Origin of the sequence: Amycolatopsis sp. SID8362, from assembly GCF_010550475.1 — a bacterium.
Lineage (GTDB): Bacteria > Actinomycetota > Actinomycetes > Mycobacteriales > Pseudonocardiaceae > Amycolatopsis > Amycolatopsis eburnea.
Genome location: NZ_JAAGNB010000181.1, coordinates 1 through 13,176, shown reverse-complemented (window position 1 = coordinate 13,176; position 13,176 = coordinate 1). Strand labels below are relative to the sequence as shown.

Sequence of the window (13,176 nt, the reverse complement as noted above, 5' to 3'; positions counted from 1 at the left end):
AGCCGCAGCCCGTCCCGGTGCCGGTCCCGCAACCGCAGCCGCAGCCGGTCCCGGTGCCGCAGCCGCAGCCGCAGCCCGTCCCGGCGCCGCAGCCGTCGGCGAGCATCTCCGTCGGTGCTCCGCTGGTGAACGGGAAGGCCGCCAGCATCGCCCCCGGCCCGAACGTGCCCTCGGGCAACACGGTCACCATCACGATCCCGGTGACCAACAACGGCCGTGTCCCGGTGTCCGGGCTCGGTGGCCGCACCTCGCTCGGCACGATGAACTGCGGCTCGGGCCAGCTGGCGCCGGGCAGCACCACCCGCTGCACGGTCATCACGACCGCGCGGCCGGGCGCGAACACCGCGCAGTTCAACTTCACCGTGTCGGGCCCGAACGGCACCCAGCAGAGCAAGGCCTGCCGGATCTTCTACACCGGCACGCCCGCCGGGGCCGGCAAGCTGACGATCACCGGCAAGCCCTCGGTCAACGGCGTCATGGTCGCGCCGAACTCGACCGTGACCGTGCCGGCCGGCCGCACCTCCACCATCAAGGCGCAGGTGACCAACACCGGCACCGCACCGATCACCACCCTGCGGGGCACCTCGCAGGGCGGCCGGGTCACCTGCACCAGCACGACGCTCGCCCCGGGTGCCAGCACCCAGTGCACGATCACGTTCAACCCGGCCTCCGGTGCCCACACGGTGAAGGCGACCTTCACCGGCAAGGACACCGCCGGCACCACCTCGACCGTCGCGCTGTCGCAGAACTACACCACCACCGGTGGGTGCACGTGCGCCCCGACCACCCCGGCGGCCTCGACCGCGACCACGTCACCGCTGAACTCGGTCATCTCGCCGCTGACCTCGGTCACCGGCGCGGGCACGCACTGACCGGCATCGCCTGACGACAACGGGACACCGCCGGGATCACTGCTGACAGAGCACTGACATCCCAGCAGACCTTGGAAAGGTTTCTCATGCATACCTGGGTAAAACGGTCCTTCCAGGCCGGGTTGCTCGCAGGTGGCTTGACACTCCTCGGCGTGGGCGTGGCCCACGCCGACGAGGCCACCGAACCCATGCAAGCAAGCAACCAGGCGACCGACACCGCGGGCACCAGCCCGCTGACCAGCGTGACGTCGCTGGTGTCGGGACTCGTGCAGCCGCATCAGGCGGCATCAACCGGCACGACCTCGGCATCCGCGTCGACAACCACCGCATCGGCGACCACGACCGGCACCGGATCGACCCGCTCGGCCACATCGGCCGGCAGCGGATCGACGCGACCGGCCTCGTCCGTGACGCGAGTCCTCGCACCGGTCAGCTCCGCGCTGACCGCGCGATCCGGCTCGTCCGGCCCGGTGACCGCGGCGACCTCGGCGATGGCCGGGCGGACCGCGGGAAGCGGAGTCACGACCGGCACCGGATCACTGCCGGCGGCGGCGTCGCTGGCGGCACTGCTGCCGACGCCCGTGGCGGCAACCTCCGCCGGCGACAGCACGGCCGATGCGGCAACCACCGGCGAGGCCACGGCGACGTCGGCGGGCACCGGCAGCGAAGCGGGGTGTTCCTGCCCCGACAGCGGCCCGGCACCCGCACCGGAGCCGACGCCGGTTCCGGCACCTGCGCCGGTGGACACCGGGTGTTCGTGCCGGCTGACCATGGGCACGCCCACGGTCAACGGCACCAACGCCGGATCACCGGGCAACGCCGTACCCGTCACCGTCGGCCAGCCGGCGACCGTGGCCGTCCCGGTCACCAACACCGGCACCAGCACTGTCAGCAACGTCGGCAGCAGCACCTCCACGGGCGCGATGACCTGCAACGACAGCACGCTGGCCGCCGATGAAAGCACCACCTGCACCGGGACGTTCACACCCACCGCAAGCGCCACCACGGCACCGATCACGGTGACCGGCACCGCGGCGAACGGCGAGCAGGCCAGCACCACCGGCACCGCCTACATCGCCCCCGCCGACTGCCCGGCACCCGTGCCGGCGCCCGGCACGGGCGGCACCACCACCGGTGCCACGGCTGGTGGGTCGGCGGGCGGTGCCCTGCACGGTCTGCTGGGCGGCATCCTCCCGGGTCTGCCGGGTGGCGACGCCACCGGCGGCACAGCGACCGGTGGGACCGATGGCGGGACGACCGCGGGCGGAACCACCGACACCACCACCGGCGGTACCTCCGCCGGCGGGTCCGTGGGTGGCGCCCTGCCCGGCCTGCTGGGCGGCATCCTCCCGGGTCTGCCGGGTGGCGACGCCACCGGCGCGACCGACGGCACCACCACAGGCGGAACTCCCACCGGTGGGACCGCGGGCGGCGTCGACGACGCGAACACCGGCACCACCGCGGGCGGAACCCCCGACGGCGACGTCCCGGGCGACACCTCGGGCAGCACCGCTCCCGACGGCACCACCCCAGGTGGAACCACCGCGGGCGGCGACACCGGCGGTACCCCCGGCGGCAGCGCTGACGACACCGGGCAACCGGCCGGAAACCAGCCCGATGGCTCACCGTCCGGCAGTGCGGGCGCCGACCAGGGAATGGTCATCCCGGCCGGCTACCCGGCAGGTAGCGATCACGGCGCCCTCGCATCGTGGGCCGCCGACATGGCCGCCGCACACAGCGGTTCAGCCGACGCGTTCGCCCACGGGTCCGCGGGCGAGCACGTCGACGCCGGGTACCCGGTGCCGGCCGGTGCGGTCGACGCCGGCGGCGGCGGAACCGCCGACGATCAGCAGCGCACCGACAGCGGAATCGCGGTCGGCGGACTGGCGCTTCTGGTGATCGCCCTTCTCACGGTGACGACGGCAGCCGCGCGCCGTCGTCACCTCCGCTAGGGGGAACGGTGTGGTGTGGCCCTGCCCCGGCCACACCACACCACCCCTCCTGTCCGACACCTGGAGCAGGTCATGCCCGTGGGCAACCACGCCACCCCCGCCCTCGACGTGCACGACACCGCCGACGAACCCGGCCCGGTCCAGACCCGGCTCATCCTGCTCGCGCTGGTCGGCCTGTCGTGGATGCTGCTGGCCGTCACGTTCCTGCCCGGCAACACCGCCTTCGCCGTGGTCTGCGCGTCGCTCGTGATCATCGGCGGGGTCAGCTGGGAACCGCTCTATCAGGCCGGACTGCAACGGCGCTCCGACCAGGACTGGCTGCGCGGCACGCCCCGTCACCCACTCGGCGCGATCACCGCGGCGGTGGCCGCCGCCGCGGCGTTCGGGCTGGTGGTCAGCCTGACCACCGACACGACACCTTCGCCGCCCGCGATGGCCGACGCGCCCGAGATGATGCACACCGCTCCGACCACGCCACCGGCCCGGCCGGTCGCCGCGGTCAACCCCGCGGTCCGCGTAATCCCGATCGCGGTGCACATTCCCAAACTCGGCGCCGACTCGTCGCTGATCAAGCTCGGCCTGGACGCCGACCAGCACATGCAAACCCCGCCGGTGACCACGCCGATGCAGGCCGGCTGGTACGAGCTGGGACCGGCGCCCGGCCAGACCGGGCCCGCGGTGATCGTCGGTCACATCGACGGCGCGTCCCAGCCAGGCATCTTCTACCGGTTGCACGAACTCGCGCCGGGCGACCGCGTCGTCGTCGAGAGAGCGGACACCTCCGTCGTCACCTTCGTGGTGCGGCGAACCATCCACACCCCCAAAGATCACTTCCCCACCCAGGAGGTCTACGGCCGCACCGCAGGGCCGGAACTGCGGCTGATCACCTGCGGCGGTTCCTTCGACCGGGCCGCGCGCTCCTACCGCGACAACGTGATCGTTTTCGCGCAGGCTGAAGAAGAACACGACCATGACCCGGCCACCGACGGGATTCAACCGTCGCCCTGATGCCGCGCGGCCACGTCCGGACGAGGCGGCCGTGACGCGTCGCCTGCCGGCACGACGGCCCCGGTCGGACCGGACGTCAACCGCCGCTACGTTGTTCAGCTGGCGCCCAGCCAACATCGCGGGGACCGTCGAGCAACTGGTTCTCTACGCAATGATGGACTCGCTCGGCAACATCGGAGCGGCGCCGGCCGACGGTCAGCCGGGCAGCCGGGCCGGCGATGTCCCTCATGGCGATCGGTCAACGGGCGACGTGGCCGAAAGCGCGAACCGTTCTCGTCACAGCGAGCGGCCGACGCCCGCTTCGGCCAGCGCCGCCGCGAGCTCGGCGGCGTTCCTCGGACCGGCGGCGACGGTCTCGTCCAGTACCGCGTCGATCACCTCTGCCAGCGCGGCCGGCACGGTGGTCAGCCGGTTGCGGATGGGCACCGGCGGCCGGCGCAGGACCACGGCGACGGGTTCGACGCCGGGAGGGAAGTCGCGCGGTGGCCGGCCGGTGATCATCCAGTACAGGCACGCGGTGATGGCCCACAGGTCGACCTCGGGCTTCGCGTACTTGAAGTCGAAGACCTGGCGACGGGGCATGAACGCGACGCTGCCGCCGATGGCCCCGGTGCGGGTGCGGCCGGACAGGCCGGCCTGGTCGAACGCCTTGGCCAGGCCGAAGTCGGCGATCTTGAGCCGGCCATCGGCGGTGAGCAGCAGGTTCTGCGGCTTGAGGTCCCGGTGCACCAGGCCGTGCCCAATGGCGGTACCGCCGTCCGCCAGCCGCACCGGCACAGCGGCTCCGTGGGCGTAGGCCAGCGCGTCCAGCGCCTGCAGCGTCAGGGCAACGGCCTGATCGATGCCGAACTGACCGATGGTGCCGCCGGCGCAGTACTCGTAGCGGATCCGCAGCCGTCCGTCGATCGACTCGCTGCCCCGGTACTCGACGATGTGGTCGTGTCGCAACGCTTTCGTGCAATCCAGTTCACGGTGGAGGGCGTCCCGGGCGTCGGCGTCGGCCAGGCCCTGCTCGGTGAGCGTCTTGACCGCGACGAACTCGTCCGGCGCCTGCTCGACCAGCTCCACCACGCCCTGCGCGCCGCGCCCCAGTTCCCTGACCACACTGGGAAACAGCGTGACCCGCACTCGCGTGTCGCCGATCAGCAGCTCGTCGCCGTCGCGCAGTTCGGCGGTCGTGGCGGCCTTTCCGTTGACGATCGTGCCGTTCCGGCTGCCGAGGTCGCGCACTGTCACACCGTCGATCAGGCAGTGCCGGCGCGACACCTTCGGATCGGCCGCGATCCGGAAGTCGCATTCCGGCGCACGGCCGATCACGCACGGGCTCGTGACGACCGATGAATGGCCCGTACCGGACAGTCGGATCACGGGATGTCGTAGTCCCACAGGAGTTCCCAGCCACACACGGTCGCGCCGATGTCCAGCGTCATCAGCCAGCGGCCGTCATCGCTGACCATCACCCGGAGGATGTCGTGCTCGTGCGCCTCCATCGTCCGCAGGCATTCACCGGTGCGCAGGTCCCACACCTGGACGCGGCGGTCCGCGGTGGCGGTGACCGCGAACGTGCCGTCGGCGCTCAGCGCGTGCGCCTTCAGCCGGCTGGTCGTCCGCAGCGTCCGGACGATCTTGCCGGTGTCAGCCGACCACACGGCCAGGCCGCCTCGGGCCGGCGTCGCGCCGAACCGGCCGTCGCCGCTCAGGGCGAGCCGCCGCTCGGGATCCGCATCGATGCCGCGCACTTCGTACTTGAGCTCGCCGGTCGCCACCTCCCACGCGGCGGTCGACCCCCGGAGCGAGATGAACAAGAGGCCGCCGTCGGATCCGAAGCGCAGCGCCCGGTAGTGGTTTCGGTCCTGGACCACGAATTTCGGGGTCGGCTGGTCGCCCCACACCCGAATGTCCGTGCCGAGGCCCGTAGCTGCCACGTACCGGCCGTCCGGGCTCACGACGACGGCGTCGACCTGGCCGTCGACCGCGGCGATCTCGCGCAGGAGCTTTCCGGACGGCAGCTCACGCTCGCGGACCGTGCCGTGCTCGTCGCCGATGACGACCCGGTCACCGGGCGGGTTGACGTCGAGCGCGGTCAGCTTGCCCTTGTCGTTGGCGAAGATCCGCTTGCCGCCGTCGTACAGGTTGAGCTGGCGGATGGTGCCGACGTCAGTGAGCACCAGCAACAACAGACCGTCCGCGGCGAAATGAACCTGTGTGCCCGCGCCGCCCTCACCGCTGTCGAACGTCCGCAGCCGCTCCGAGTCGGGAAAGTCCCACAGGTCGACCTCGCAGGTGCTTCGGCAGGTCGCCATGTAGCGGCCGTCCTCGCGCAACGCCACCACCGGCGGCCGGGTCAGCTCGACCTCACCCTCGAAGGTGAATACGAGCCAGCCACCGAGCAGGTTCGCCCTCGTGCCCTGCGGGCCGAGCGTGGCCCATGCCGCGCGGACCTCGCGGTTGCGGGCGAACCCGGGTACGTCCCCGGACCGCAACAACGCCCCCGCTTCCGCGTAGCGTTCCCGCTCGATGAGCTCGCGCACCCGGTCCATGCGGCGGCGAAACGTGTCTTCCGTGCTGACGAGCTCGTCGACCGCCCGCGGCCGGGCGTAACACCAGGGTGCCCGGTAGCCGGCGGCCGGCAGCGACCGGAGGGCGATGACCCCCGAGTCCGTGGTCCAGAACGCGGCCGTCCGCGCGTCGGCGCTGATCGCCGCGGGATCCGCCCGCTGGGACACGCTGACCAGGTCACGGCTGAGCGTACCCAGGCACTGGCCGGTCAGCGCGTTCCAGACCCGCACCGGCAGGCCGTGGTTGCTCAGCATGGTCGTGCCGGCGAGCACCACGGTGTCGATGTCGGAGCGTCGCCTCCGCACCTCGCCCAGCACGACATCCCGGCGGGCGTCCCAGGTCACGCACGGCCCACTCCACCACTTGACGACGGCGTTGGCGGCGTCCGCGCTCAGTGCGCCGAAGTCCACATTGGATGGCCTCGGCCAGCCGCGGGGCAGCTCCGGCTGCGGGCCGGTCAGCACCGCCGTCAGGGTCCGGGTTGCCACGTCCCAGGCCCGGACGCTGCTGTCCTCGCTGTCGAAGAAAGCGGCCAGGACCCGGCTGCCGTCCGGGCTCAGCGCCAGCGAACGCACGCGACCGGCCCGCGTCAGCAGGTCGGCGACCCGCAACCCGTCCTCGACCGACCAGACCGAGACCCGCCCGGACGAATGGCCGGTGGCGCAGAATCGCCCGTCCGCGCTCACGGCGATCGCGCACACACCGGAATCGCGCAGCCCTCGCTGCTCGCTGTCGCGCATCGCCTCGACCAAGCCGTCGCGGAAGATCACGCCGACGTCGTCGATCGGCTCGTGCAGCCGTTTCCCCTGGCGGCGGCGCGCCAGATCCCACAGCTCGACGTCGCCGTCACGGATGATCACGCCGACCGTGGCGTCCGCGCTCATCGCGGCGGCCGTGACGGGATCACCGCGGCGGGTCAACGTACGCAGCGCCCGCCGGCCGGTGCCTTTGCCCGGTGTCCACAACACCAGCCGACCGGCCTTGTCGCCGAACAGCACCGCCGAGCCGTCGGCGTCGAGCGCGATGGCGGTGACGTCCGGGTGCTCGAGATCGACGTCGACCCGCGGCGGACGACTCGCCAACTCCGCCAACGCCGTCTGAACGTCCACTGCGGACTGATCGGCTTCGCGCAGCAGCCGACCGGCCCGTTCATCCTCGTGCCGCTCCAGCTGAACGGCCCCCAGCAGAAACGGCCCGAGGCCGTTGGCCGGATCGGCCGCCCACGCGGCCTCCACATCGGACACGACTTCCTCGCCCATGATCGCACCGGTCCGCCAGCGGTGCAGGGACCGGTTGTAGACCGTCGGCAGATGGTGCGGATCGGCGGTGATCGCGCCCCGGAACAACTCCTCCGCCTCCTCGGCGCGGCCGAGGTCGAGCAGCGAGAGAGCCTGGTTGCACCGGCTGTCGGCGAGCAGCCGGGCCGCCTTCGGCCGCGACCGCGGGTAGACCGCGCCGGTGACTTCGGCGTAGCTGTCGATCAACCGCGCGGCGGCCTCGACGGCGGTCGGCCGGCGGGTCGCGTCGTCGGCGAAGCAGTCCCGCAGCAGATGAGCGACCGGGTCCGGGATGCGCAGGCCTTCGTCGAGCAGCACGGTCAGCGCCGCACCGGCCGCCTGGCCGAAGGTGGTCGTCCGCCGGCCGGCGAACATCTCCAGCACCGTCAGGCCCCATGACCACACGTCCGACGCCGCCGTGATGCGCACCCCAGCGCGGCCGGCCGCCGCGTCGGCTTGCTCGGGCGACGAGTACGCCGGTGTCATGCCGGCGAAGCTGACACCGGCGGGCACGTCCTCCTCGGGCCGTACCGCCTTGGCCAGACCGAAGTCGGTGACCTTGGCCGCGCCGGCCGGATCGAGCATCACGTTGGCCGGCTTGACATCCTGGTGCACCAAGCCGGCCTCGTGCGCGTAGGCAAGGCCCCAGGCGGTCTGGATGGCGATGTCCAGGATCCGGGCCGGCGTGAGGTTCCCCTGGCGCACCGCCTCGGCGAGGCTGCCACCGTCCACCCACTCCGCGAACACCCGCGGCAGTTCGCCGATCGTGCGCACATAGACGCAGTTGACGGTGTTCGGGTGCAGCCCCAGGTTCACCCACGTGCCGGCCTCGCGCTCGAAATGCCGCCGGTCCGCGGCGGTGGTGACCCACTCCGGGTGGGGCGTCTTCACCGCCAGGTCGACCTGCCAGTCGAGGTGACGTACCCGGTGCACCACGCCCATGCCACCGCTGCGCACGTCCTTGACCTCGTAGAGGCCGAGGACGGTCTCGCCCGGCTGCCAGCCCGTCATTCGGCGAGTGCGACGAACAGCGGGCTGCCGACGAGCACCTGCACCGCCCGCCCGCCGTCCAGCTCCGGGTACGGGCTCGGCCCGTGCCGAAGGCGCTTCGCGACGAACTCCACCTCCTGCTCCTCGCCGCGGGCGTTCCGGTTCGCCAGGTACGCCAGCTCGAGAGCACTTGCCGGAGCATCGTCGGCGGCCAGCGCCGACAGGCCCCTCACCATGCCCGGCAGCATCGACGGCGCTATGACCGCGTCGTCCTTCGGCACGGCTCCTCCGATGACGTGACCACTGGAGCCGCCCAGCCCGACCACCGTGTCCTCGGTTGCGCCGGCGAAGTATTCGAAGCCCGGCATCTGCTGCCAGCGCACGTCCAGCCGTCCCCGGAAGTACTGGCCCGGCTCGTCGATCGTGCCGACGTCCAGGAAGTCGTCGATGTGCCGGACCACTCGCTCCAGCCGGCTCACGCGGTCCGGGTCGGAGTCGCGCTTGTGCTTGCCGGTGAGCAGTTGCAGGTTCACCCCGACCTCGGTGCTGCGCTTGCTCGCGAAGCCGGGGTCGATCTGCGGCAGCAGCATGTCGACCTTCGAGTCGCTGATGTAGATGTAGTAACGCGCCGACACCCGGCCCCCTTTGCTGGTTCCTCCGGTCGGCTCAGGCTACTAGACGTGCCGAGTCGGTCACGGGACTTTCGGCTGCTCACGGCCGGGACACGACCCGGGCGGACGTCCCCAGCGCGCCCCGGCCGACGAAACGCGCCACGGCTACGCGCGTACATCCGGCGCCGCGACGGCCAGCGCCATTTCACCCGTTGAGGGCTCGCGCGCCGCATCCTCGCGGTGGCACGATGGTTAATGCTGTTGACCGGGCAATCCGTGGGGGGATGCCGTGACGGGAAAACGGAAGGCCGCGTGCTGGATCACCGCCGCGGGCCAGATCACCACGTTGAACTTCTTCGCCGCGACACGGGTCGTGACAACCGCGACAGCGCCGAAAACACCGGTACACAGGGGGCAACCGTGATCTGCATCGCAGCCGGCATTCCGTAATCCGATTTCGGCCGGGGGCCGAACCGGCAGGGGGGAATGAGAATGGAACAGCCGATCACGCTCGACGTCAACGCCGCCGACGTGCACGCCGAAGGCGCCCGCCTGCGGGAGCGGGGGCCGGTCACCCGGATCGAGCTGCCCGGTGGCGTTGCGGCCTGGGTCGCTACCGGGAACGACGTCCTGCGTCGGCTGCTGGCCGACCCCCGGGTGTCCAAGGACGCGGTGCAGCACTGGCCCGCGTTCACCAACGGGGAAATCGCCGAAGACTGGCCGCTGCGGATCTGGGTTTCGGTCCGGAACATGTTCACCGCCTACGGTGCCGACCACCGGCGGCTGCGTTCCCTGATGGCCGCCGCCTTCACCGCCCGCCGCACCGAGGCGCTCCGCCCGAAAGTCGAAGAAATCACCCGGGAACTGCTCGACGCCATCGAAGCGGATTCCGGTGACGCGCCCGTCGACCTGCGGGCGCGGTACGCCTACCCGCTGCCGATCGAGGTCATCTGCCGGCTGTTCGGCGTCCCAGGGGACAAACAGGCCGGGATCCGCGAAGTAGTGGACCGCTTCTTCGACAGCGCGATAACCGAAGAACAGGCGCAGGCGAACGTGGCGGCGGCGTACGCCCTGTTCACCGAACTGATCGCGCAGAAGCGCGCGGCGCCCGCCGACGACCTCACCAGCGCCCTGATCGCCGCGCGCGACGACCGGGACGGCGCGCTGACCGAAACCGAGCTCGTCGACACGATGATGCTGATGATGACCGCCGGCCACGAGACCACGGTGAACCTGCTCGACCACGCCGTCACCGCGCTGCTGACCCACCCCGATCAGCTCGCCCTGGTCCGGTCCGGGCGACGGTCCTGGACCGCCGTGGTGGAGGAGACGCTGCGCTGGCAGGCGCCGATCCCGTACACGCCGCTGCGGTACGCGGTCGAGGACATCGAGGTGGACGGCACGGTGATCCGGCGCGGCGACGCGATCCTGGTCGGCTTCGGCGCCGCCGGGCGCGACCCCGCCCAGCACGGCGACACGGCCGACGAGTTCGACATCACCCGTGCGGCCGCACCGCACCTCACCTTCGGCTACGGCGTGCACCACTGCCCGGGCGCGCCGCTGGCCCGGCTCGAAGCCGAAGTGGCGCTCCCGGCGCTGTTCGACCGCTTCCCGCAGCTGTCCCTCGCCGTGCCGCCGGAGGAACTGACCACCCTGCCCACGTTCCTGTCCAACGGGCACACCAGCCTGCCCGTCCACCTCCGGCCCGCACCTCGCTGACACCGGATCCGTCCGACCCGCTGCGTGCGGAACCCCCGCCGGCGGTGGTCAGGAAGGTTCGCCGAAGGTGTATGCGAGGGTCAGGACGCCGTGGCTGGCCTCGGTGGCCCGGCCGGACAGGCCGGCGAGGTCCGCCGTGCCGGAATGCGGGACCGCGGTGCCGAAGGTGCTTTGGTCCTCGCCGTCGGCCAGACCGCCGTGCTGGATCACGAAGGTGCCCTTCCGGCCGTCCAACGTCGCGTCGACGCGTTCGGAGGCGACGTAGCCGGCACCCGCGGCCGCCTGGGCGGTGAGCACTTCGGCCACCCCGGTTCCCTCGAGGGCGCCCCGGTAGGTCTTGCGGATCACGACCTTGGTCTGCTTCGGCCCCTCCGCCGGCGCGGGACCATTCGACGAGTTGCAGCACGAGGCCGTTGGGATCGGTGACCTGGAACAGCCGGTGGTGATTGTAGAAGTGCAGCCAGCCCGGTAGCGCGGCCCGGCGCACGGTCTCCGATGGGTAGAAGCGAGCGTAGGCCCATCCGTCGGCCAGGGTGCGGTGGAAGCGTTCGATCTTGTCGTTGGTCTGTGGCCGGTAGGGCCGGGTTCGTTTCGGGGTGATGCCCAGCTCGGTGCAGGTGTCGCGCCAGGCGTGGGAGCGGTAGCCGCGCCGTTGTCGGAGAGCACGCGTTCGACGGTGACGCCGTGGTCGGCGAACCAGGCCACCGCGCGGTGGAGGACACCGACGGCGGTGTCGGCTTTCTCGTCGGTGTGGATTCGGCGTAGGCGATGCGGGAGTGGTCGTCGATGACGGTGTGCACGAAGGCCACAGCTCCAATTCACAACCGGAGGCCTTCACCTGTCAGCACGACAGGCCGTCAACAGTCACCTCAACTCGGGACAACGTCCCCGGACATCACACCTAGGCATCGCGATCCGGGAGCCGGTCATCTGCGGTCGATGGCGACCCAGTTCGTTTCCCACGTGGTTCCGCCGTCGGCCGAGAAAGCCTGTTCGAACCTGGCGGTGTCCTGGCCCTGGCGGAAAACGAGGAAGCGCACCTTGATCGGACGGCCGCCCAGCTGGTCGTCGCCGTAGAACTCGCCGACGCCGTCGTGGAACCCGCCGTACACCGCCGGGTTGAGCAGGCCGTCACGGGCGTTGACGAAGGTCAGGCTCCACCGCTGTGCCGCCGGTTCGTACAGCCGCAGGTTGAGGGCGTCGATGTGTCCGCTCGGCCCGGCGACCTCGAACTCGACGACGTTCTCCCGCCGGTCCAGCAGCGGGCGGACGACGCTGGTACCCGAGAACTGGAGCCACTCGTCCGCGGACTCCGAGAGCGGCTCGGCGAGCACCCGCACCGTGGTGTGCCAGGTACCGATTTCCCAGTCGAAGTCGCACTGGCCACCGGCAACCGCCGACGACGCCGGAGCTGTCGAGGCGTCGCCCGACGTCGCCATCGCGATCAGCAGGAAGGCCGAAAGGCCTGCGGTCAGGATCCGTCTGTATGGCATGGTCATGGTTCGACTATCCGAGCGGAGCACGGCCATGGACAAGAAGGCACTTGCAGGTAACTCCTCGCGTCCCAACCCGCTGCCCGGCTGCCCGATGGCCGCGGCGTTCGCCGCGATCGGCGGCAAGTGGAAGCTGACCCTGCTGTACTGGCTCGGCCACGGCGAGTCCCACTTCGCCGGCCTGCGCCGCCGGAGCGCCCCGATCACGCCCAAGGTGCTGGCCGAACAGCTGCGCGAACTCGAAGCCGACGGACTGGTCGAACGCGTGGCGACCGGACCGGTCCCGGCACCCGTCATCTACCGGCTCACGCCGTACGGGTCCACGGTCCTGCCCGTCGTCGAAGGAGTCCGGGTGTGGGGTGAGGAGCACCTCCGGCGCTCCCCCGCCGCGACCGCCCCGGGCACGCCGATGAGCTGCGTCAACGCGATCGCGTAGCCGCGCTCAGCCGGTGACGCACCGACCGCCCAGGCCATCTAGGCACATGCGGCGATGAGAACGTCCACTGTGGACCTCCGCAACCCAACGCTCTTGAAAGGCCCCGGAATGCTCACCAAAGCCACGCCCGGCACCCAGCTCGACTACGCCGACGACCTGGCCACGCACGCGAGCACCGGCGGGGTACGGCCGATCCACAGCTGAAGCATGGCTCCGGCTCCGCGTCGGCGGTCACACACGCCCGGCGATCAGGGCGCGC

General features: G+C 71.3%; 10 protein-coding genes and 2 pseudogenes. 5 read left to right on the top strand and 7 right to left on the bottom strand.

Features of this window, described 5'->3' with window-relative positions; all coding sequences use genetic code 11:
- Nucleotides 1-872: pseudogene (locus G3I65_RS06575) on the top strand (hypothetical protein); the annotation flags it as partial.
- A 277-nt stretch (nucleotides 873-1,149) separates the two neighbouring features.
- Here the strand turns inward: G3I65_RS06575 and G3I65_RS06570 are convergent.
- A complete protein-coding gene (locus G3I65_RS06570; protein ID WP_160695279.1) occupies nucleotides 1,150-1,938 on the bottom strand; it encodes a hypothetical protein in 789 nt (262 codons plus the stop codon).
- Here G3I65_RS06570 and G3I65_RS06565 point away from each other — a divergent pair.
- Entirely contained in the window at nucleotides 1,892-2,824 is a 933-nt protein-coding gene (locus G3I65_RS06565; protein ID WP_160695278.1) for a hypothetical protein, read from the top strand. The genes G3I65_RS06570 and G3I65_RS06565 overlap by 47 nt on opposite strands.
- Nucleotides 2,825-2,896: 72 nt before the next feature.
- Entirely contained in the window at nucleotides 2,897-3,832 is a 936-nt protein-coding gene (locus G3I65_RS57065; RefSeq protein WP_239070661.1) for a class F sortase, read from the top strand.
- 276 nt (nucleotides 3,833-4,108) lie between these two features.
- Here the strand turns inward: G3I65_RS57065 and G3I65_RS06555 are convergent, their stop codons facing one another.
- From G3I65_RS06555 to G3I65_RS06545, 3 genes are read right to left on the bottom strand one after another with little or no spacing between them, the layout of a single operon-like run.
- Entirely contained in the window at nucleotides 4,109-5,149 is a 1,041-nt protein-coding gene (locus G3I65_RS06555; protein WP_203612300.1) for a protein kinase, read from the bottom strand.
- A gap of 47 nt (nucleotides 5,150-5,196) precedes the next feature.
- The gene (locus tag G3I65_RS06550; RefSeq protein WP_160695277.1) at nucleotides 5,197-8,679 is read right to left on the bottom strand and encodes a serine/threonine-protein kinase; all 3,483 of its coding nucleotides are present in this window, start codon (nucleotides 8,677-8,679) and stop codon (nucleotides 5,197-5,199) included.
- A complete protein-coding gene (locus tag G3I65_RS06545) occupies nucleotides 8,676-9,293 on the bottom strand; it encodes a DUF7019 family protein (protein WP_160695276.1) in 618 nt (205 codons plus the stop codon). Before G3I65_RS06545 ends, G3I65_RS06550 begins: the two co-directional genes overlap by 4 nt.
- 468 nt (nucleotides 9,294-9,761) lie before the next feature.
- Between G3I65_RS06545 and G3I65_RS06540 the strand changes: the two genes are divergently transcribed.
- Nucleotides 9,762-10,988: a cytochrome P450 gene (locus G3I65_RS06540; protein WP_160695275.1), complete on the top strand. Its 1,227-nt coding sequence runs from the start codon at nucleotides 9,762-9,764 to the stop codon at nucleotides 10,986-10,988.
- A gap of 48 nt (nucleotides 10,989-11,036) precedes the next feature.
- Here the strand turns inward: G3I65_RS06540 and G3I65_RS06535 are convergent, their stop codons facing one another.
- From G3I65_RS06535 to G3I65_RS06525, 3 genes and pseudogenes are all read right to left on the bottom strand, one after another.
- The gene (locus G3I65_RS06535) at nucleotides 11,037-11,408 is read right to left on the bottom strand and encodes a DUF3224 domain-containing protein (protein WP_309235298.1); all 372 of its coding nucleotides are present in this window, start codon (nucleotides 11,406-11,408) and stop codon (nucleotides 11,037-11,039) included.
- A 16-nt stretch (nucleotides 11,409-11,424) separates the two neighbouring features.
- A pseudogene (locus G3I65_RS06530) lies at nucleotides 11,425-11,794 on the bottom strand (DDE-type integrase/transposase/recombinase); the annotation flags it as partial.
- A 120-nt stretch (nucleotides 11,795-11,914) separates the two neighbouring features.
- Nucleotides 11,915-12,487 carry a hypothetical protein gene (locus G3I65_RS06525; protein WP_239070658.1) on the bottom strand — a complete coding sequence of 191 codons (573 nt, stop codon included), beginning with the start codon at nucleotides 12,485-12,487 and terminating at the stop codon, nucleotides 11,915-11,917.
- A gap of 28 nt (nucleotides 12,488-12,515) precedes the next feature.
- On the opposite strand from G3I65_RS06525, the gene G3I65_RS06520 reads away from it, so the two are divergent.
- Entirely contained in the window at nucleotides 12,516-12,917 is a 402-nt protein-coding gene (locus G3I65_RS06520) for a helix-turn-helix domain-containing protein (RefSeq protein WP_203612299.1), read from the top strand.
- Nucleotides 12,918-13,176: the final 259 nt, after the last annotated feature.